We start from the raw sequence: 20,017 nt of genomic DNA, 5'->3' as shown, positions 1-20,017 counted from the left end.
TGTGGAGCGAAAAGTGGGCTGAGATGAGCGCGGGATGATGGACGGCGAGGACGTACGGGGACCGGGCGCGGTTCGGCAGAGAAGCGTGACCATCGGGCGGGACCAAATGGTCGGGGTTGGCGGCGGACGAGGGGACGACTTGTCAGCTAGAGGATCTGGGTGCCACAGGGTTCCGGTGGGGAGGTTCCCTAGAACACCGTCAACCGGCGGCATTTAGTGCCGAGCGAGCGTCGACGTTCATCACAGGGCGACCCCTGGACATGCCTCAGACAGTTCGGTCCCCCTTCCGGTGAAGGCGCTGCCGCCCAGTCGGTGGTCCGAGCCGACGCCCGTTCTCCCCTGTACGGGCGTCGGCGCCTTCTTGACCGCCTATCGAACAAGCGTTCGATGTGCGCGACAATGGCCGTATGGCCGACGGATCAGGGCGGGGGCACGCTCACCCTCTCCCCGTGCCGCCTCCGCCTCGCCGGCACTGCTGGGTTGCCGGACCAGCGGACGCGCCAGGTCCGCATCCGGGTCTGATCGTCGAGTGGACTCGGCGCTCGGACGGGTGGTGGGCCCTTGTCACCTACGTCATCGAGGACGATGGCGCGCTCGTACAGCAATGGCTCTCCGCCGAGCTCCTCACGCCGGTGGGGTAAGTCTGGGCGGGCTGAGCGTGGTTCATGGTTGCGGCGACCGTCAGGTCGTTCGACCGTCACGGCGAGGAGTGACCCCGCCGGGGTGTGTTCCAGTCACGCACACGTCGGAAGGATTGGTCGATGAAGCACCCCGTGGACACCAATGCTCGACAGCGGCTGCTCGCCGCGCAGCGCGCTGAGGCCGAGGCGCTCCGAGCGGTCGAGACCGCGAGTCGCGCGCAGGATCGGGTGGCATCGCGTCTTGCTGACGCGAACACGAAGCTGTCCGAAGCTCGGCAGAAGCTGGTCAGCACCTCGGGGCACGCTCGCGCGGCGCTCCTGCTCGGGATGGACGAGTCTGCTCTTCGTCGCGACCTGCGACGGCTGGAGCACGCAGCTCCGGAGACCGACGCCCCGCCGTCCTCGTGAGTCTCGCGCAGCTCAGACCGAGGGCCAGCGCACGGTCATCACGACCGAGTCCTCGAGCGCCTTCCAGGCGTGCACCACGCCTGGGCCCCAGATCACGTAGTCGCCCTGACGCCCCAGCTCGACGTCGCGATCAGGCAGCCGCTGCAGAAACCGACCAGAGACCAGGATCAGCAGCGAGGTTCGCGTCTCGCCCGTCGTCCACTCGGCTCGTTCCTCGCCCGCCGAATGGGTTCCCCACTTGATCTCCACGTCGTCGGTGTTGGCCACACCGTCGCTGGGCTCGATGAAGTTGCCGACCAGCCAACCGCGGTGCTTGGTGCCGTCGTCGAACGCGTTGCCCGTCGCGATGCTCAAGAGGTCACTCCGATCTCGAAGTCCGGCACGCTGACTCGCTCGGGGTCAAGCGCGGCGAGTCGCTTCAAACCTAGGGCAAGCGCGACCAGGCCTTCGTCCGACCACCGCGGGTCATCCATCAGGACCTCGAGCCCTTCGCGATCGAGGCTGGAGTGCCGCGTCAGTCCGGAGGACTCCCAGTTGGCCTCCACCGACCCCCCGAACCTGGCCCAGAACTCCTCGTCCTGGATAGCCACGAGTGCCGGGAACTCGAAGCTGCCGGCTACGAGGTTGAAGGCGAAGCCGGTCAGGTGCAGACCCAGACGCTGCCCTTCGAGCAGCCAGCGCATCGGCTCGCTGAGACGAGACGGGTGCAGGAGATCAGCCACCGAGAAGGCGCCTTGGCTGCCGTCAACCTCCTCACGTCCGAACAGCTCCTCTTCGAGCTCGCGGATGAGTGTCGTGTCCACTCCGACCTCGGCTCGTGCCTCGTTGGTCGGCTGGTGGAAGCACTTGGGAATCACCGACAAGCGCCCTACGCCGTTGATCACTCGGCCGCTCCGCTGTTGGACGAGCAGCAGGTAGTCGGCTCTTCGGTCGCGGGTCCGGGGTCGCGCAAAGGCCGTGAGCGCCAGCGCTCCTCCCACGCACTCGCGACCCGCCGGCTTGAAGACACCATCCATGTCAGGGAGCAGCTGATCTCGCAGGGGAAGTGCCTGACGCCCCTGAGCGATGGCGGAGTATGCCTCAGCCTCCAGCAGGTCCCACGTGAGTGCGTACCGCGCGAAGGTGCTGAGGCCAAACTTGATGAGCAGCCCGCCGTCGCGGTCGTTCACCTCCGTCAGCCTGTACGTGGACTGGTCGGCGAACCGGGTTCTCCCAGTGAGGCACTCAGCCACCCGATCATGCGCGGCAGCCATGAGCAATGGAGTGGGAGCCGGCGGTGTGGCCGGGTCATCGGTGACCAGCTGGAAGGACACGTCGCTCGACGGCAGGTCGGCTCCAATCGGCATCCATGCCTCGCGACTGACGAGCGTCGTCCCGAGCCGACCCCGCCCCGACTTCAAGGTGACTGTCCCCTGAAGCGCGGCTCCTCCGCCGTAGTAGTCCAGGAGGAGGTTCGAGAGGTCGCGGCGCGCCACCTTCGCGGTCCCCGAGGTTTGGACGGGCCTCGCCGCCTGCGCCACCGCTTGCGTGACGACACCGTCGAACGAGCTCTCTGGGGCGCCGACTCGGAGCTCGTCCAGATACGCCAATGCCGACTCCAGATGTGTCGCCCCGTGCAGTCGCGCTTCCATCCGGCGTCGCTGCGGCTCGGTGCTTCGAGGCGCCTCCGCTTGGCGCAGAAGCTCGAACCTCTGCTGTGCAGGTTCCGGCGCCCGCAACAGCAGGGTGTCCAGTGCCTCCTGCATCTCGAGGGTCAGGGACATGTTCGGGTTGGCGTGCCACTTGGCGATGGTCCTCGGCGCGGAGCCCAAGGTCTCGGCGAAGGCTTCGTTGGTGAGTCGCAGCGCCCGCTGAAGGCACGCTGCCTCGACCGGCCGCCAGGTCTCGACGACGCGCGTCATCGCTGCTCGCTCTGGTCTCGTCTGCCGGCCATCCCAGTCAGCCGAGTGCACTGCGGGTTCAGTGCTGGGTCATTCAGTCGCGCCAAGGCCGCTGGCTGACTGGTGCACATGGAGACCACCACAACACACAACCCACGAGCACGCACGCCAGCTCGGCCCCCAGCTCCGGTTTCACCCCGAGTAGCGGCGCATTGTGACCCGCTGCGCCGCGAACGCAATCCGAACAGGCGCGGCCTGTGGACGACGCCGCTCGGCCGGTCAGCTGTCCACAACCTGATGGGACAGACCACGCGTGATCGGACGCAGAACGGCACAACTGGTATGACGCGGATCGCCTCTGGGGCGCTTCGCACGACCTCGAGGAGCAGGGGATGACACGTCACGAGATGAAGGCCCAGATGCTGGCGACGCGGCTCGCTGAGTGCCCGTCGCTCGAGCAATGGTCCGCTGAGAGGGACGAGCTGTGGCTCGCTGTCCGGGACCTGGTGTGCACTCGTGGCCTGTGCCTGATCGTCCCCATGGGGTCGAGCTCGCCGGTGCCGGTCACGCCCGAGCACTCGACCGACGAGCTCATCGCTGCGATGGAATGGCTGTCGACGCACGAACCAGAGGCGCGACACATGCTTCCGAGCGAGCTCTTCAAGATGCTGCGCGGCGTGGCCACTCGTGGCGCCCTCGGATCGGCACGCGCGGCGCAAGCCGACTCCCTCCACGGCATGACTCACGTCAGTCCTGGCGAGCCGGTGATCTTCGCCGAACTCGACCACGCTGAGGTTGCCTGATGTCCAGCCCGCCCACGTTCGCCGACTGGACCGCGTCACAGCTCGGCCTGACGACCGGGGACCTCGAGCAGATCAAGATCGGCCCGGTGTTCGAGCTCTTCATCTCGCGCATCGAGGAAGCGCGCCGTCGCGGGGCTGCCGATCCGCTCACAACCGTGACGGCCAAGCAGGCCGGTGGGAACTCGCGGGCGTGCACCAGACGGATGCTGGAGCAGCTCGGCTTCTCGGCGCCGCAGCGTCGGGCGGTCCACCGGCTCCTGGCGGGCTCGCCCTCTGGGTGGCCCGGGCTCTTGCGACTGTATGCCGCGTCGCTGGAGCTGTCGCAGGAGCAGCGGCAGTATGCGCGCCGTCAGCTCCAGACCATCCGCGCTCACCGGGCGTGCCCGCGCAGTGGCTCGAGCGCCGGATGCTCCGCCAAGGCAGTAACCCCGTAGAGGCACGCAACACCAGCAACCGCCACCACGCCGACGTGGGGGCCAGACAGCATCCGCGGCGAACCGTCGCCGTAGTCCAGCACGACGTGCCCCTCTGCGATACGAGGCTGAAAGCCGACTAATGAGCCCCACCACAGCGAGAGGGATGCGGTGGTCGGCAGCTGCACCAGCACTCGTCGGGACGTCACCAGGGCCCGGCACTCGGAGGCCTGGGACCAGCTACCGGGGAGCCGATGCCTCAGCTGAAGGGACACGGCACGCCAGGCGACTTCACCAGGCTCGAGCACGAGCCCGACAGTCATGCCGGAGATAGTCTGCGGCGGCGACAACTCCGCGAGTTCGAGCGCGAGTGCGCGGGCGTCCTCATCAAAAGGAGTCCTGCAGGCAACTCGACGGGGGCGGGATCTGGAACGCAGCATGCGGCATACCTCCTAGTGCCGATCAACGTGAACCCACGGGGCACCATGCGACGGCCGAGCACCAGTAGTGCCCCGACGCCGACGTTGCCGCACCATGTCGCTCTCCCGTGTCGCGATCGCCATCACCGCTGTCCTCGCCAGCCTCTTCGGCGGCATCGTTCTGATGACGGTCTCCGCATCGCAGGGTCAGGCAGTCAACCTGCGTCCGCCCGTCTGTGCCAGCAGCGGCGCAGTAGCCGGCCTCACGGCGGCTCAAGCTCAGAACGCACGCATCATCGTCGCGACGGCGGGCCAGCGGGCCGGCCGAGCTGGCGCCTACCTCGCGCTCATGGTGGCGTTGGCAGAGTCGGATCTTCGCGTGCTGGCCAACCCCAACGACCCAGCCGGGGCTGCCTTCCCCAGTCAGGGCGTCGGCCACGACCACGACTCTCTTGGGCTGTTCCAGCAGCGGCCGGGCTGGGGGTCTGCCGCCAAGCGCATGGACGCTGCTGAGTCGACCCACCTCTTCGTGGATGCGTTGCTGCACCAAGACGGTTGGCAGTCGATGACGCCCTGGTACGCCGCCCAGCTCGTTCAACGGTCGGCTTTCACCGGACGGCCCACCGCAGCGAACGGCCGGTCCGCGGTTGTGGGAGAGAACTACCGCAGACAGGCGACGAGGGCGGCGGCCGTCCTGTCGGTCATCGAAGGAGACTCATCGACACTCGACTGCGGTGCCGCGGCAAGCGCTGCCATCACGCCAAACGGCGATGGAGCCCACGGACTACCCGCGACGTACGCGGTGCCAGCGGGCACCAGCTCGACCGCGCGAATCGCGGTGAGCTTTGCCTTGGCGCAGCTGGGCAAGCCCTATCTGTGGGGAGGCAACGGGCCCGGATCTTTCGACTGTTCCGGCCTCACCCAGCAGGCGTGGTCCCGCGTTGGCATCGCGATTGGTCGAGTCGTCAGTCAGCAGCTCCACGACGGGACACCCTCATCGGTGGCTCACCTGGCTCCAGGTGACCTCATCATGACACCCGGCTCGACCGGGTCGATGGCAGCGCCCGGGCACGTCGGCATGTACATCGGCCTGGGTCTGGTCGTGAATGCTCCGAGAACGGGCGACGTCATCCGAGTCGTACCCCTGAATTCCTTCGCCTCCAAAGGTATATCGGGCATCCGCCACATCGCATGATTCGCGATGGAGCAGTGCGTTCTTCCAGATGCAGCGGCCGTGTGGTCGATCTCGCCGACACATGGTGCCCCCTCATCCCTCTATGGCAACCAGGCGCGGAACCCGTCCGGGCCAGCTGCGAGAGGTGCACCACCATGAAGTCCTTGATCCTTCCTCTGGTCGACGTCAAGCCCAACGCCAACGGGCTTCCTGGCCTTGCTGCCTTGGAGAAGATCGTGGGCGCTCTGCTCACGTTGGGCCTGATCGCCGCCGTGGCCGGTGTCGCGATCTCAGCTATCGCCTGGGCCATCGGTGCCCACTCGTCCAACCCACACGTGGCTGGTCGCGGCAAGACCGGCGTTCTCGTCTCCGCAGGAGCGGCGATGCTACTCGGTGCCGCCAACACGCTCGTGAACTTCTTCAGCGCCGCAGGCTCGGCGGTGCAATGACATGGTGCCCACGAGCCTTCGAAGGCGAGCTTCCACAGCCGGAGCCGTCCTCCTCATCGTCACGGCGGCTGTCGCCGGCGCCATCGCGCTCATGTCGGCACACTCGCCTGGGCCGATGTCTGCGCAGCGCCCACCAGTGACAGCGCCGTCGACGTCCCCGACCCCATCGCCCCCGGCGCGCCACGCAGACCCGCTGCATCCGACGGATCTGGAACTCGCCCGACTGCGCGCAGTCGCCGTCACGACACCTGGCCACGCCGACCGGCGCATCCGTGGGGACGCCACGACCCAGCCGGACCTGTACGCCGCCGAGTTCGTCCGACGGCTACTGACCCAGAACTACCAGACCTCCCGCGAGCAGCACCTTCAATGGGTGCAGTCCGAGGCCGCCCAGACGCGCGAGCCGCTCGTCGTCGGTCTGGTGCCCCATGACCTTCGCGACCGCCTGGCCGTGTACTCCGTCACGCAGACCACCTCGGGGCCGCCACCGATCCCCTCGCCACAGGAGTGGCGCCAGCTGAGCGCGCTCGAGGCGTACACGACCGTGCGGATCGACCGCGTGGAGGAGCCGATGGCGTGGAGCAATGCCGTCGCAGCCGGACGCATCACAGATCTCGGCATCACCGGACGGCAGGTCGCAGCCACCGTCACACAGCACACGGTGAAGGACGGCCGCACGGCGACCTCTTCGTCAAGCGTGGCGTTGACCCTGAACCTGCAGGGCCCACCCACCCGCGCCACCTGGGGCTTCGTGACTGCCGTGACCTACACGTCCGTCCCGGTGACCGCATCATGAGCTGCGATTCAATCCTCGCGCTCAACCCGATGTGCCAGATCGCCAATGCCGCAGCGGGCACAGCTGGCGCGGCGACAAACGTCGTTGACGGGGCGTTCTCCCACATCGCCGGCTACTTCGGACTCGCGGCACAGAACGCGACCACCTGGCTGTGGCAGCAGATCGGCGAGGCGACCACCCTCGACCTCCAGTCACCCGCCTTGATGCGCGAGATGGCCATCACGGGCGCCATCGCGGCCATCCTGTGCCTCGCGTTGTTCATCGTGCAGGTGACGACCGCCGCGCTCCGCGGTCATCCCGCCAGCTTGGGACGCGCGTTCACCGGCCTGCTCATCAGCTTCGTCGGCTCCGCCTTGGCCCTGGCCACCACCCGGGTGCTGCTCGGTGCCGTCGATGCCCTCAGCGAAGGGGTCGTGCAGTTCACCATGGGAACCGGCATGAGCGGCGTCGGCAACAAGCTGACGTTCGTCGGGCTCGCCCAGATGCAGAACCCGGCGGTGGTCATCCTCCTGGCTGTCGTGATCATCGTTGCCGCGGTGATCGTGTGGGCCGCCATGATGATCCGCAAGCTCATGATCATCGTCGCCGCCGTGCTGGCGCCGCTTGCCTTCGCCGGCGCGACAGCGGACTTCACGCGCGCCTGGGTGCGGCGATGGATCGAGTTCGTCTGTGCCATGGTCGTTTCCAAGCTGCTGCTGGTGATCATCCTCAGCATCGGCGTTGCCGTGCTGAACGGAGCGGGGCAGTCCGGCACGGGCGTGAGCCAGACCGTGACCCAGCTCGCCGGCGGGTCACTGATCCTCCTGCTCGGCGGGCTCGCGCCCTGGGTCGCCATCCGCATGTTCCACTTCGCCGGTGACACCCTCCACGCCGCCCACGCCACGGCCCGGCAGGCCTCAACCGGGGCCCAGACCCTCGTCAGCGCACCGCAGAAGGTCAGCTCGATCCAGTCGACCAGCCGCGCCCTGGCCGCGGTGGGATCCGGACCCTCCCGCGGTGGGGCGGGCGGTTCACCACCGCCACCTCCTCCCCCACGGCCCGGGTCGTCCGGCCCTGCTGGGCCCGCAGCCCCGAGCGGCGGCGCGGTCATGCCCGGAGCGCCCACTGGACCGGCCGGGGCAGCCAGCGGAGGAGGCGCCGCAGCCGCCCCCTCCGTTGCTGCTCCGGCCGCCGCACTCGCCGCAGTCGCGTTGGGTGCCCAGTCTGTCGCGAGCAAGGTCGGGGAGGTCGCGTCGAACCCCATCGACGCCCGCCCGTCCGGCCCAACGACTGCCAGCTCGCCCGCGCGAGAAGCGCCACCGAAGCAGCCGTCCACCCACGGCACCAGGAGCTGACCCATGACCGACACCACGACAACTCCCATGACGGTGCGCTTTGGACGGCTTCCCCGCCGCGGGCTGCTCCTAGGCCTCTCATCCTCCCGAATCGCCTGCCTCTGCGTCGCCGTCCTCATCTTCGTCCCGTCGATCTTCGTCGGCAGCTCAACCGGCGCCGGACTCACGGCCCCACTCTGGGCAGGGTTGATCGCACTGGCTTTCGTGCGATGGCACGGCCGGCCAGCGGTCGAGACCCTGCCGACGGCCGGGCACTTCATGGCGCGAAAGCTCAACGGCCAGACCAAGTTCCGGGCGCGGCCATCCTCGCCTCGACCCGGCGGCACCTTGGCCCTGCCCGGCGACGCGGCAGCGCTGCGGTTTCTCATCGACGAGTCGACGGGTGCCGCCATGCTCCACGACCCTCATGCGCACACGCTGACGGCGGTCGCTCTCGTCCGCCACCCGGCATACGTCCTGCTCTCCGCCGACGAGCAGGCGCGCCGTGTCCACGGTTGGGGCAGAGCGCTCGCCAGCATGGCTGCCTCAGGAACCGGGTGCCGTGTGCAGGTGCTGGAAGTGTCGTTGCCCGATGCAGGACGGGGCATCACCGGCTGGTGGGAGGTCAACGGCGTCAAAGAGCCCGGGCAATGGGCCGTGCAGCAGTACGAGTCGCTCATGCGTACCGCGGCTCCCGCGGCGTCGACCCACCGCACCCTCATCGCGCTGTCCCTGGATCTTCGAACCGCGCGGGCTCACAGCAAACAGTCCGGGCGTGGGATCCGGGGCGCCGCCGCGTTCCTGCGTCAGGAGATGACATCCTTCGAGGCGGGCCTTCGGGCGGCGGACCTCACGCTGGCCACATGGCTGAACGAGAGCGAGCTGGCAGCCACGCTCCGGGAATCGTTTGAACCCGGCGCCGGCCCTGACGCCACGGCCGCCCAGTCCTTGGAGACCGCGGGGCCGATCGCCCTCGACGAGGAATGGGACCACGTTCGGCACGACACGGCGTGCTCAGCGGTCCTGTGGATCAAAGAGTGGCCCCGGATCGCGGCGCCCCCGTACTTCCTTCACTCACTGGTCTTCCAGCCCGGGATCAGGAAGACGCTCTCCCTGACGCTCCAGCCGATCCCGGCCGACGCCGCGATGCGCGACATCCGCAAGGCGAAAGTGGAGTACGCCACCGAGGCGGCCCAGAAGGCGAAGATCGGCGCCATTGCCGACCTGTCCGACAGCGCGGAACGCGAAGACGTCCTTGAGCGCGAGCGCGCCCTCATGAGCGGACATGCGGACGTGAAGTTCACCGGTCTGATCTCCGTCACGGCGGGATCGCCCGACGCGCTCGAGGCATCAGTTGCCGAGATCGCCCGCGCGGCAATTCAGTGCGGCTGCGAGACGCGTCGGCTCTATGGGCAGCAGGCGCGCGCCTTCATGTCCGCCTCGCTTCCGCTTGCCCGGAGCGTGAGCTGATGCGTCTTCGCGCCGCGTCTGCGTCGGACTTCTATGCGCCACAAGGCAGCCGGCGCCAGCGTCTGCGTTCGAAGCAGCGGACGCCGCGGCCCACAATGCGTGAGATGTCACTCGACGCAGGGGCGGCGCAGGAAGACGTCACCCGATTCCTGCCAGCCCAGGGTGAGTCGGGGCCTGAAGCGGGTCGGTCGTACCGTCGGCTGCGACTCCCTAGCCACCGCGGAACGTCCGACGTCGTCGCCGGCGCCTACCCCTTCCTTGCCGAAGGCGGCCTCGGCAGCGAAGGCGTCTACGTCGGGCAGGACGCGTGGTCGGGCGGCGGGTTCTGCTTCGACCCCTGGGTGCTCTACAGGGACGGCGTGATCACGAACCCCAACTGTCTCCTGGCCGGAGTCGTCGGCAAAGGCAAGTCCTGCCTTGCCAAGTCGTTGGCGACTCGATCCATCGCCTTCGGCAGGCGGGTGTACGTCCCCGGCGATCCCAAGGGCGAATGGTCTGCTGTGGCGCGGGCGGTCGGCGGTGCGGCGATCACCCTAGGTGGTGGATCCAGCAACCGACTCAACCCACTCGATCCAGGACCCCGCGATAGCGCCTTGGATGATCTCCAGTGGTCAACGTTGCTGGCCACGCGCCGGCGCGTCCTCGTCGGCTCGCTCGCCGAGTCCGCACTCGGACGTCCGCTCGTCTCCGTCGAACACACCGCCCTGGACGCCGCCCTGACTGGAGCCGCCCAACGCTCCGACTCGCCCACACTTCCAATGGTGGTGGACCTGCTGCTGGAGCCCCAGGACTCTCTGCCGGGCGCAGACCAGCAGGCCTTGGCGACGGATGGACGCGACGTGGCCCACGCCATGCGTCGCCTCATCGCCGGTGACCTGGCTGGCCTGTTCGATGGGCCATCGACGGTGCACTTCGACTCCTCGCTGCCGATGGTGTCGTTGGACCTGTCGCAGATCCAGGGCTCGGATCAGCTCATCGCCATGGTCATGACGTGTGCTTCGGCCTGGATGGAGTCGGCGCTATCGGCTCCTGACGGCGGTCAGCGGTGGGTCATCTACGACGAGGCATGGAGGCTCATGCGACAGCCGGCGCTCCTGGCGCGGATGCAGTCACAGTGGAAACTGTCCCGCGGGTTGGGCATCGCCAACCTGCTGATCGTGCACCGGCTCTCGGACCTCGACGCGGTCGGCGATGCGGGGTCGGAAGCTAGAGCCCTGGCCCGCGGACTCCTTGGCGACTGCTCGACCAAGATCGTGTACCAGCAGGAAGTCAGCGAGACCGCGCAGACCGCCACACAGCTCGGGCTCTCAACCGCAGAACGGGCCCAACTGCCCGACCTGCAGTGCGGGGAAGGCCTCTGGCGCGTCGGCTCGCGAGCCTTTGTTGTGAGGCACGTGGCCACGGACGACGAACTGGCGCTGTTCGATACGAGCGCTCGAATGCGACCTTTGGGGGCGGCGCTGCGGGGATGACGCCGTCTGCGGGGATGACTCCGTCTGCGGGCACTACACAATCGCGGAGTCGGCGTTCGCCGTCATCCTCTGGCTGTCCCTGATCACCGTCGTAATGCAAGTGCGGGGCGCGCGTGGCAGTCGTGGACGTCGAGACGGAAGCAGTAACGCTGAAGGACAAGCCTCCGGCGAAGAGCCTGTGCTCCTCGGTAGCCTGACGCGGTGACGCGAGATCAAGAGTGGCGGAGCGGGAGCGCACCCGACCGGCGGGTACGACAAGGTCATCGTCGTTCGTGGCGACACTCTCTACTTCACCGCGGCACGACTGCATCGTCTCGACGGCCCGGCTGTAGAGGCTGAGGACGGGTCATCTCAGTTCTGGGTTCAAGGAAGGCGACTCACCGAGCAGGAGTTCCACAACCGAGCCGCCCGGTAGCTCTTCCCCGTGGCCAGGGTCGTGGCTCGGGTCGCGCCTCAGTCTGGGGCGAGGTCCTCCGGGCCCAGATCCGGCCGGTGCCGGATGAACCGCACCGGGTGCCGGAAGGCGCCGGCTTGTAGGGCTGCGTCGGCACTCACCTCGGCAACAACGACCGGCTCTACCTTCGTCAGCGCCACCTTGTCCCGCGAGGATCCGAACCGGGTCGAAGAGATCTCGTCCGGCCACGGGTGATCCAGGCCGGCCGGGGTCAGCACCGCCGCCAAGGACGCGGCCTGCCGGGGAGAGAGCGGGACGCTCTTGCCCACGATGACCAGCACGCCGTCCCTGACCTGACCGACGACCACCGTGTCGGGCCGTTCGAGGGGCCCGGTTACCGCCCCGATGATGGCCTCGACCGTCTCTCGAGTCTTCACCTTGATCCAGTCCCGCCGACCTGGCACGTACGCACCGGCCGCCGCCTTCACGACCACGCCCTCGATGCCGGCCGGGCGGTAGTCAGCCATCCAAGCCCGGGCGGTGCCTTCGTCCATCGTGAGGGGGCTGATCTGCAGCGGCGGCGACCACGTTGCGCCCAGCTCCTCGAGCACCGCCCGTCGTTCGCGCAGCGGCCGTCGGCGAAGGTCTTCGCCGCGGTGAGCGAGCACGTCGAACACCATGAACGTGGCGCCGTGCTCAGCCGCAAGACTTGATGCCCGAGCCGGGCGGTTGACCATTCGCGTCTGCAGCAGGTCAAAGTCGAGCCGGTCGCCGTTCCAGATGACCAACTCACCATCCAGCACGGTCCCCGCAGGTACCTGCCAGGACATCGCCGCCGCGATCTCGGGGAAATGACCGGTCAAGTCCTTGCGCTGTCGGGACCAAAGCTTGACACCCGCCTCGTCGCGTACCGCGGCGCAACGAAACCCGTCCCATTTCAGCTCATACATCGCTCCGCCAGCCAACGACGCGACCCGGGGAAGCTCTTCCTGAGCCCGCGCGAGCGCGAGCAATACGGGACCGCTCAGCTCGGGAGGAAGCCCATCCATCTGCCCCCTTCCCTCACCCCCAGGTCTCTTCTGGCCGCCACTCGCAAGCCGGCGAGCGGCTCCCTGGCTCAGTTGGCTTAGTTGGCGTCTCGCGGTGGGAACGGATCGTTCCCGTAGGAGTTCTTCTGCCCGATCGTGCCGTCCTTGTTCTTGATCACGTGTTCGAGCCCGCGGTCTTGGGCGATTCGCCGGACCGGCGGTCCGAGCCTCCGCCTTGGTAGCGGCGCTGTTTGAGGCGCGCGTATTGCCGCCGACCCGGTTCTTCCAACGCCCATCTTCGAAATACGTCTCGACGGTTCCGTCCTTGGCCATCGGTACCTCCTCATGCGAGAGCCTGCACCGCACCCGTACCCAGCGGGCGTCGGCGGCGGTTACGAAGCGGTGGTGCCCCGAACGGGCCATTGGAAGGGCATGGGTGCTGAAGAACGACAGATCCGCTCTCGCCACACTGGCGGACTCGAAGTGATCGCCGTTGCCGGGCTCGCGAGCGTCGTGCTTTGGGTAGGGGCCGTTGCCGCGAGTGGATTGCGCGGGAGCGCCGCGCCGCGTTTCTCGTGGGACTGCGCCTTGGCTACCGTCATCCGCCCCGGCAGTCCGTCCGAGGCTTGGGGCACCGATGTGGGCTCCGCCTTCGAGTACTGGGCGCTTGTCGTGGCAGTCGCCCTCACCATCGGAGGGGCGGCGTGGCTGTTTCGCCGGCGGTTGTCCGCGAACAGGGATGAAGCAAAGTGGCAGCGTCGGGAGGGGATGGCGTCTCGCACAGAGGTCGGCCGAGCCGCTGGTGCGTCTCGGGTCAAAGCGCGGGCCAGCTCCCTCCGTCCATCTCTGGAGCGCCCTCTCGTCGAGGAGGTTGCGCACGTTGTGGGTCGCAGTCGCGGCGTCGAATGCGTTGTCACAGTGGAGGATTCGGCCGTGGTTCTGGGTCCTCCTCGATCGGGCAAAGGGCTGCACCTGGTGATCCCGGCGATCCTGGACGCCCCCGGTGCTGTGGTCACGACCAGTACCCGCCCGGACAATCTCACCGCAACCCTGCGCGCGCGTCAGTCAATCGGCCCGGTGGCCGTGTTCGACCCGCAGGGCTTGGCCCCTGGCATCCCTTCCGCGGCGCGCTGGTCTCCGATTCGCGGCTGCGAGGACCCACACGTCGCGATGGTGAGGGCGAAGGCGTTGACGAAGGGCGCAGCCTCCGGCACGACCGATGCCAACTTCTGGCAGTCCTCCGCCGAGCAGGCCGTGCGAGCGCTGCTCCACGCAGCGGCCCTCGGCGGGTGCACCGCGATCGACCTCTACCGCTGGTCACTCTCGGCCGTCCACGCCCGCGAGGCCGTCATGATCCTCAGCACGAGCCCCAACGCAGCGGAGGCCTGGCACCAAGGCCTCGACAGCACCATCAGCGCCGACCCACGCCAACGGGACTCCGTCTGGGCCATGGTCTCGATCGCCTTCGCCGCGCTGGCGGATCCACGGGTGCTTGACGCGGTCTCCCCCGCCGAGGGCGAGCATCTCGATCCGGCGCAGATCCTGGCCGAGAACGGCACCGTCTACCTGCTCGGCACCTCGACGGGCGCCGCCGCGACCGCTGGCCTCGTCGGCGCCTTTCTCGAGGACGTCCTGGAGGTGGCACGGCGCAAGGCCGCGGCCTCGCCCGCCTCACGGCTGGACCCGCCCATGTCGATGATTCTCGACGAGGCGGCGAACTACCCACTCCCCTCACTGGCCTCGCTCATGTCCGACGGCGGCGGATCCGGCATCGCCACGACCGTCGTGCTCCAGTCCCTGGCCCAGGCCCGCGCGGTCTGGGGCGAGCACGCCGCCTCGGCCATCTGGGACGCCGCCATCGTCAAGGTGATCCTCGGCGGCGGGTCGAACGCGCGGGATCTCGACGACCTCTCCAAGCTGATCGGCACCCGCCGCAAGGAGATGACGAGCCGCAGCACCGGTCACGACGGCCGAAGCTCCACCTCTACGTCCAGCAGCGAGGTCCCGATTCTCACGCCGGCGGAGCTGCGCACCCTGCCCTTCGGCTCGGCTGTCCTGCTGCTGCGCTCGGCACCGCCGATCGGACTCACCCTGACCCCGTGGGTCGCCCGCAAGGACGCCGACGCGCTAAGCGCCGCGCGGGTTGAGCTGGAAAGCCGGATTCGCCGTGCCAGCGCAGCCGGTTAGACGCCGTCCGCGCTCAGGGCGGCGAGCGGAGTACGACGCCTACCTGAACTCGCGCGCCTGGAGACAGAAGCGCCGGCAGTGGTATGCCGCGTGGCTCACCGCCGCTGGGATCGAACCCTCGTGCCTGGTCTGCGGGCGCCGCTGGACCCTCAAGTCTGGACACTTGCACCACACCACCTACGCACGCCTCGGCGCCGAGTCGTTGAGTGACCTGCTGCCGCTGTGTCGACGCGACCATCGCGGCCTTCACGCCATCCTCGACTCGCACCCGACATGGCAGCGGGCGGATCGCCAGACCGCGACCGCCGCGATCATCGCGGCCCTTCGCCAAGTCCGGGCCGGCATACGGGCCGCCCGAGGACCTCGCACGGGTGGCGCAGCGTCGTGATGGCGGACGAGCCTCTCGACTTCGGCGAAGACCCCTTCGAGCGTGCCTTCGGCCAGCTCCGCGGCCCCGTCCACTGGCCCTCCCTGACAGGGGAGGAAGCACGCTCTCGGCTCGGCGAACTCCAGGAGTGGGTGCACGCCTTGGTGCGACGCTTCGCCATCGAACCGCGGGTCATCCCTCCGTGCTGGGACCGGCACAGCGCGCTCGTCGAGATCCTGTCGGCCCTCCGCGACCACGAACGAGCCGACTACGCCGACACCGCCTCCCCCACCGCTGCGCTGGACTTCATCCGAGCCCTGCACGATGCCCAGCTCATCCTCGCCGACCATGCCTCAAAGACCCAGTGCTCCGTCTCCGGACACCGCGATGACCTGGTGGTTCGATGGCCAACGTCCGAAGTCCGTGCGGCACAGCGTGATTGATTGCCAAATAGTGTCCCCAAGGCGGGGTCCTCCCTTAGGACGCGCGAGAAGGCCTCGCGCGAGGGAGGGCCACCATGTCAGCCAACGCGCACGCCACCTCGTCGGCAGCAACACCAGACAGCACCGTCGTCGACCAGCTCCTGGCACTCGCCCGAAACGCCAGCCGGAACGTCGAGGAGAGCGACCCGGTCGACTACTGGTACCGGCTCGGCCAGCGCAACGCCTACGCGCACGCCACCGGGCAGCTGCTCGCGGTCGAGTTCGGTCAGGACCCGTTCGCCGTGGCCGAGCGCATCACTACGGCTCTCGATGCCGGAGCCGGCGACATCGGCGAACTGCGCGCGGCGGCATACGGACACGGCGTCACGGGCGGCACGCGCCCGCGACATGCTCTCGAGTGGATCGGCCCCAAGGCGTTCGAGACCCAGCACGGCAACATCCGCGGCATCGACCGCGACTACGGCATGCGCTGGGGCGAGCGGAGCAACCAGCGCATCTCTCTGCGGCTCGACGGTGACGACGCGACGCGCGGCCTGCTCTACGCGTACGACCCGATCTGGCAGGAGTATGCCGTCCTGTCGACGACCGCCCAGCGCGCCGCCGTGGACCGCGCGTTCGCCCACGCTCTCGACACGGACATCCACATGTCCCTCGAGAACTTCACCGAGCTCGTGGGCACGTACGGGGCCGCGCTCGACTCGGCTACGGCGGAAAAACAGCCTTGCATGCAGGTGCAGCTGTGACCGGGCAGCGCGCCTCCGTGGACGTGCAGGCAATCAGGGCCAGCCACTCACTGGCCGATGTCATGGCCGCGGCCGGCATCGAGCTGCATCCGCGTGGGCATGGGTGGATGGCCTGCTGCCCGTTCCACGACGACAGCACACCGTCGCTCTCCGTTGAGGGTGTGCCGGACCGCTTCCACTGCTTCGGCTGCGGAGCCAGCGGGGACGTCATCGACTTCGTCCAGCGAATGCGCAACCTGGGCTTCCTCGAGGCCGTCGCCGAACTGGAAGGTGGCCGACACGCCGTCGCCTTGGCTGACGGCGCGTCGCGTCGAGCGCGACTGCACGTCGTCCGGGATTCGCCGGCGGCAGGCATCCCAGTCGGGCGCGCCTTCGAGATCAACCAGCTCGCCTGGGAGCACTTCGCTACGCCGATCGGAACGGGCTTCGCCACGCAGTACCTGAAGCACCGCCGCGGCATCGACCTCACACCCCTCGCACGGACCTTTCCGGAGCAGCCGCTCGTCGGGCACGCCGGCCACGGCTGGGCATCCCTGACCGACCACCTCCGCTCCCGTGGGGTTACCGACGACGAGCTCGTCGGCATGGACCTGTCCACCCGCACCCGCGGAGACAAGCTCGTCGACGCTTACCGCAACCGCATCATGGTCCCGATCATCAACAGGGACAATCAGATCCAGGGGTTCGTCGGACGGGACATCAGCGGGCACCCCGCCGCGCCGAAGTATCGCAACCCGACGCGTACGCCGGTGTTCGACAAGGCGCAGGTGCTGTACCGGCCGACGCACCACCCACTCGCGCCAAGCGGGCAGGCCATCGTTGTCGAGGGCGTGATCGACGCGCTGGCGATCGCCGCGGTAGCCGCCGCCACACACCTCACTGATCAGGTTGCCCCCTGCTCCACCAACGGAGTGACCGTTTCCCACATCCAGGCACGCGAAGTGCTGGCGCTGAGCCCACGGCCGCCGCGAGTGGCCCTCGACGGTGACGACGCCGGCCGGCGCGGTACCGAACGATGGCTCGTCGCAGCTTCCCTCGACCGCCGGGCTGCAGCGCTCGTGACGACGATGCCGACAGGCCAAGACCCAGCCGACTGGATCGCCGCCCATGGCCCCGCCGGGCTTCGAGACCTCCTGCTGCCTCCGACCGATGCCACCGATGCGACCGACGAAACGCGCCCACACACGCAGGTGCCCGGGCGCGCGCTGATCCGACTGCTCCTCGATCGAGCGGACGACCCCATCCGTGATGCCGTCCAGACCATCGCGCCCATCGCCGCACAGCTACCGCTTGCAGAACGGGTCCGCCTCCTGCGTGACTCAGCCGCCGAGATGACCCGGCACGGCTGGAACCCCCGGGACGCGTACTCGCAGGCGCTCGAGCATGCGCTGCGCGAGCAGCCCGCGCGCCCGCGCGCCTCAAACTCCCTCGCACGCACCCCCTCACTGATCTGACATCGGCGCAAGGAGAACCCGCATGCGATCCACCAGCTCGCTCGAGCGAGCAGCGGCCGAACTGCACCGGGCTGGCGACCTGGCCGAGCGACGTGCGGGGGGCAACCCACTCGATCCATGGAACGCGATGGCTGGCACCATCCGGCTGGTGGCGGCCGGGCTCGACCCGATGCCTTGGTCCACGCCGATCGAACCGACCGACCTGCGCCGACACCTCGCCACGGCACTGAAGGCTCTCGACACGCTTCCCCCATCAGATGCGCCCAGGGACTTCGCCTTCTGGCGCGCGCACGTCTTTGACCTCGCCGTGAACGTCGACGAGCTCGAAACGGTCGCGGCCACACGTCCAGACGGGGCGTCGTGATGGCGACCACCGTCCTGGACCTGTTGTCCCGGGCCGAGGACTCGGTCGAGCAGCTGGGCTGCTCCAGTGCCTCGGTGAGCCGACACCAGTGGGAGTCGTTCGACCAGACCGTCTACCGTCTTCTCTACGAGCTGCTCGGATCGCGCGTCGGCTGCGGAGCCTTCGACGGAGAAGCTCTGCCGCTCTACCGTTTGTTCCTCGACTACCCACAGCCGCTCGAGCCCGCAGACGACCGACCGGCATTCACACCCAGGGAAGTCGCACGCTTCATGGGAACCACGGATACGTCGATCCGCAAGCGGATCCGCTCCGGCGCAATGACCGCGGAGCTGAGCGACTCTGGCTACCGCATCCCCCGCATCCAGCTCGGCTCGGGCCAACGCATTCCACCCGCAGACACCACTGACACACATCCACTGGCCCGCACGGCGTGCTCCTTAGGCGCGCTCACCGACCTGCTCGCGATCAACCGGCTCGAGCCGAGCGTCCCACCCTTGCTGAACCAGTCCGCCAATGCCATCGCGCGGCGGACCCTAGTCATCACCGCAACCGCCGCCAAACGAACCCTCGGCCTATGCGAGCCAGACCTCGCCGACCGACCCCTGCAGATAGCACGCTTCGCGCTCAAGTCTCTCGAACGTCTGCCCGCAGCGTCCGAAGTCACCGGCCTTCAGAACCAGGCCATTGCTTCCACGTACTGCTCATCATCCGAGTCAGCAGCAGCCCAGCTTGAACACGCGATACACCAGTGGGCCAGAGCGGCGCGGCGGGAACTCCGCGACACCGTTCCGAGCGTTGAGGTCCTCAAGGACATCAACCGTCAGGGCGTACACATGTACGCCGCACTGGATACCGTTCTCGCAAGGTCCGGCCTCACAGACTCCGGCTCGGCACCGCGAACCCTCCTCCGGGACTCAGCCCACGCGCTGCAGGCAGCCACCCACGTCTGGGACCAGACCTCGACCGGTGCGAGCCCATCACGCAACTACGTCGAAGCGGCGCGCCAGCTCTTCACAGCCCTGACACACATCACCACCCGGCCAGTCGACGGTCGCCAAGAGGAACTCTCATACCAAGCACTGCTTCGCGGCACGAGCGAAGTGGCCTGGACCGCATCGTTGGCCGCGACATGGGCTTCCCGCCTCCTGAAGTCACACGTTCTGTTCATCCACGCGAACCACGCGGAAACCAGCACTGAACGCCTCAACGCCAAAAGGGCAGGACGGATGCTCGCAGCAACTCGAACCGACGTCCCACAACTACTCGACGCCGTGTGGAACGCGGAACGTGCCGCGAAGGAGACGACCAGCGCCTTGCCGGGCCAACTGCAGCCCGCGAGAGTCAGCGAGCGCGAGGCGGTTGCGCCCCTGATGTGAACCATGGGCGGCGGGTCACAGGCACGCTGTCATCCCAGCACTGCCGGCATTCAGCTCGTCACCGACTTGCGATTTGGCATCGCCCCATTCCGCCCACTTTGACGCGGCCCTGACCTAGCGACGGTTCGACGACCGGAGATCGCCGACATGAAGCAACAACAATCGAGACATGATTGTTGTGCGCTACTCCTGAGCCACACTGTCCCAAAGCTTGCGCCGGCCCTGCCAGGGGTCGGACCACGGCCTGAGCGCGACGCTCTCGGTCTCCGCCGAACTGGCCGTTGACCCGCGGCTGACAAGCCACCGATCTACCGGCGCGAATTGATTCGTTCGCTGTACCGAACCTGACGGCCGTCATGGAGCGACGGCGGCTCCTTCTCGAAAGGCTGTTGGCGCCCGTTCGTTGGGCTTAGGACCTTGAAC

At 68.2% G+C, this 20,017-nt stretch carries 18 protein-coding genes; 15 read left to right on the top strand and 3 right to left on the bottom strand.

Annotation, left to right across the window (positions count from 1 at the left end):
- The first annotated feature begins 761 nt into the window (after positions 1-761).
- The gene (locus H9I49_RS16355) at positions 762-1,049 is read left to right on the top strand and encodes a hypothetical protein (protein WP_188031459.1); all 288 of its coding nucleotides are present in this window, start codon (positions 762-764) and stop codon (positions 1,047-1,049) included.
- A gap of 12 nt (positions 1,050-1,061) precedes the next feature.
- Here H9I49_RS16355 and H9I49_RS16350 read toward each other — a convergent pair whose 3' ends face one another.
- Both H9I49_RS16350 and H9I49_RS16345 read right to left on the bottom strand, forming a co-directional pair.
- Complete coding sequence (locus tag H9I49_RS16350) at positions 1,062-1,403, bottom strand: signal peptidase I (RefSeq protein WP_188031458.1); 342 nt, start codon at positions 1,401-1,403, stop codon at positions 1,062-1,064.
- Complete coding sequence (locus H9I49_RS16345) at positions 1,400-2,950, bottom strand: transcriptional regulator (RefSeq protein WP_188031457.1); 1,551 nt, start codon at positions 2,948-2,950, stop codon at positions 1,400-1,402. The genes H9I49_RS16350 and H9I49_RS16345 overlap by 4 nt, the downstream gene beginning before the upstream one ends.
- A 371-nt stretch (positions 2,951-3,321) precedes the next feature.
- Between H9I49_RS16345 and H9I49_RS16340 the strand changes: the two genes are divergently transcribed.
- The 8 genes from H9I49_RS16340 to H9I49_RS16305 all read left to right on the top strand — a co-directional run bounded on the left by H9I49_RS16340 (position 3,322) and on the right by H9I49_RS16305 (position 11,238).
- Entirely contained in the window at positions 3,322-3,732 is a 411-nt protein-coding gene (locus tag H9I49_RS16340) for a hypothetical protein (protein WP_188031456.1), read from the top strand.
- Positions 3,732-4,166 carry a hypothetical protein gene (locus H9I49_RS16335; protein ID WP_188031455.1) on the top strand — a complete coding sequence of 145 codons (435 nt, stop codon included), beginning with the start codon at positions 3,732-3,734 and terminating at the stop codon, positions 4,164-4,166. Before H9I49_RS16340 ends, H9I49_RS16335 begins: the two co-directional genes overlap by 1 nt.
- A 513-nt stretch (positions 4,167-4,679) precedes the next feature.
- Positions 4,680-5,759, top strand: coding sequence for a C40 family peptidase (locus H9I49_RS16330; protein ID WP_188031454.1), 1,080 nt, complete (start codon positions 4,680-4,682; stop codon positions 5,757-5,759).
- Between the two features lie 134 nt (positions 5,760-5,893).
- Positions 5,894-6,187: a DUF6112 family protein gene (locus H9I49_RS16325; protein ID WP_188031453.1), complete on the top strand. Its 294-nt coding sequence runs from the start codon at positions 5,894-5,896 to the stop codon at positions 6,185-6,187.
- 115 nt (positions 6,188-6,302) lie between these two features.
- The gene (locus H9I49_RS16320; protein WP_188031452.1) at positions 6,303-6,983 is read left to right on the top strand and encodes a hypothetical protein; all 681 of its coding nucleotides are present in this window, start codon (positions 6,303-6,305) and stop codon (positions 6,981-6,983) included.
- A complete protein-coding gene (locus H9I49_RS16315) occupies positions 6,980-8,317 on the top strand; it encodes a hypothetical protein (RefSeq protein WP_188031451.1) in 1,338 nt (445 codons plus the stop codon). The genes H9I49_RS16320 and H9I49_RS16315 overlap by 4 nt, the downstream gene beginning before the upstream one ends.
- A gap of 3 nt (positions 8,318-8,320) precedes the next feature.
- Positions 8,321-9,766, top strand: coding sequence for an SCO6880 family protein (locus H9I49_RS16310; RefSeq protein ID WP_188031450.1), 1,446 nt, complete (start codon positions 8,321-8,323; stop codon positions 9,764-9,766).
- The gene (locus H9I49_RS16305) at positions 9,766-11,238 is read left to right on the top strand and encodes an ATP-binding protein (RefSeq protein WP_370587608.1); all 1,473 of its coding nucleotides are present in this window, start codon (positions 9,766-9,768) and stop codon (positions 11,236-11,238) included. The genes H9I49_RS16310 and H9I49_RS16305 overlap by 1 nt, the downstream gene beginning before the upstream one ends.
- A 453-nt stretch (positions 11,239-11,691) precedes the next feature.
- Here the strand turns inward: H9I49_RS16305 and H9I49_RS16300 are convergent, their stop codons facing one another.
- On the bottom strand, positions 11,692-12,681 hold the full coding sequence (locus tag H9I49_RS16300; RefSeq protein WP_188031449.1) for an ATP-dependent DNA ligase: 990 nt from the start codon (positions 12,679-12,681) through the stop codon (positions 11,692-11,694).
- 462 nt (positions 12,682-13,143) lie between these two features.
- Between H9I49_RS16300 and H9I49_RS16295 the strand changes: the two genes are divergently transcribed.
- From H9I49_RS16295 to H9I49_RS16270, 6 genes are all read left to right on the top strand, one after another.
- Positions 13,144-14,847, top strand: coding sequence for a TraM recognition domain-containing protein (locus H9I49_RS16295; RefSeq protein WP_370587607.1), 1,704 nt, complete (start codon positions 13,144-13,146; stop codon positions 14,845-14,847).
- 387 nt (positions 14,848-15,234) lie between these two features.
- Positions 15,235-15,657 (top strand): hypothetical protein, encoded by a 423-nt coding sequence (locus H9I49_RS16290; RefSeq protein WP_223128809.1) that lies wholly within the window; start codon positions 15,235-15,237, stop codon positions 15,655-15,657.
- Positions 15,658-15,731: 74 nt separating this feature from the next.
- A complete protein-coding gene (locus tag H9I49_RS16285) occupies positions 15,732-16,400 on the top strand; it encodes a hypothetical protein (protein ID WP_188031447.1) in 669 nt (222 codons plus the stop codon).
- On the top strand, positions 16,397-17,854 hold the full coding sequence (locus H9I49_RS16280; protein ID WP_188031446.1) for a CHC2 zinc finger domain-containing protein: 1,458 nt from the start codon (positions 16,397-16,399) through the stop codon (positions 17,852-17,854). Before H9I49_RS16285 ends, H9I49_RS16280 begins: the two co-directional genes overlap by 4 nt.
- A gap of 22 nt (positions 17,855-17,876) precedes the next feature.
- Positions 17,877-18,218, top strand: coding sequence for a hypothetical protein (locus tag H9I49_RS16275; protein WP_188031445.1), 342 nt, complete (start codon positions 17,877-17,879; stop codon positions 18,216-18,218).
- Complete coding sequence (locus H9I49_RS16270; protein ID WP_188031444.1) at positions 18,215-19,594, top strand: hypothetical protein; 1,380 nt, start codon at positions 18,215-18,217, stop codon at positions 19,592-19,594. The genes H9I49_RS16275 and H9I49_RS16270 overlap by 4 nt, the downstream gene beginning before the upstream one ends.
- The last annotated feature ends 423 nt before the right edge of the window (positions 19,595-20,017 follow it).

This window comes from Terrabacter sp. MAHUQ-38, from assembly GCF_014518425.1.
Taxonomy (GTDB): Bacteria; Actinomycetota; Actinomycetes; order Actinomycetales; family Dermatophilaceae; genus Terrabacter.
This window is presented reverse-complemented; position numbering and strand designations above follow the sequence as displayed.

Excerpts from the sequence above, each read along its gene's own strand:
- H9I49_RS16355 (WP_188031459.1), top strand. The coding sequence starts at position 762 with ATGAAGCACCCCGTGGACACCAATGCTCGACAGCGGCTGCTCGCCGCG.
- H9I49_RS16345 (WP_188031457.1), bottom strand. The coding sequence starts at position 2,950 with ATGACGCGCGTCGTCGAGACCTGGCGGCCGGTCGAGGCAGCGTGCCTT.
- H9I49_RS16340 (WP_188031456.1), top strand. The coding sequence starts at position 3,322 with ATGACACGTCACGAGATGAAGGCCCAGATGCTGGCGACGCGGCTCGCT.
- H9I49_RS16335 (WP_188031455.1), top strand. The coding sequence starts at position 3,732 with ATGTCCAGCCCGCCCACGTTCGCCGACTGGACCGCGTCACAGCTCGGC.
- H9I49_RS16330 (WP_188031454.1), top strand. The coding sequence starts at position 4,680 with ATGTCGCTCTCCCGTGTCGCGATCGCCATCACCGCTGTCCTCGCCAGC.
- H9I49_RS16325 (WP_188031453.1), top strand. The coding sequence starts at position 5,894 with ATGAAGTCCTTGATCCTTCCTCTGGTCGACGTCAAGCCCAACGCCAAC.
- H9I49_RS16320 (WP_188031452.1), top strand. The coding sequence starts at position 6,303 with ATGTCTGCGCAGCGCCCACCAGTGACAGCGCCGTCGACGTCCCCGACC.
- H9I49_RS16315 (WP_188031451.1), top strand. The coding sequence starts at position 6,980 with ATGAGCTGCGATTCAATCCTCGCGCTCAACCCGATGTGCCAGATCGCC.
- H9I49_RS16310 (WP_188031450.1), top strand. The coding sequence starts at position 8,321 with ATGACCGACACCACGACAACTCCCATGACGGTGCGCTTTGGACGGCTT.
- H9I49_RS16305 (WP_370587608.1), top strand. The coding sequence starts at position 9,766 with ATGCGTCTTCGCGCCGCGTCTGCGTCGGACTTCTATGCGCCACAAGGC.
- H9I49_RS16300 (WP_188031449.1), bottom strand. The coding sequence starts at position 12,681 with ATGGATGGGCTTCCTCCCGAGCTGAGCGGTCCCGTATTGCTCGCGCTC.
- H9I49_RS16290 (WP_223128809.1), top strand. The coding sequence starts at position 15,235 with ATGGCGGACGAGCCTCTCGACTTCGGCGAAGACCCCTTCGAGCGTGCC.
- H9I49_RS16285 (WP_188031447.1), top strand. The coding sequence starts at position 15,732 with ATGTCAGCCAACGCGCACGCCACCTCGTCGGCAGCAACACCAGACAGC.
- H9I49_RS16275 (WP_188031445.1), top strand. The coding sequence starts at position 17,877 with ATGCGATCCACCAGCTCGCTCGAGCGAGCAGCGGCCGAACTGCACCGG.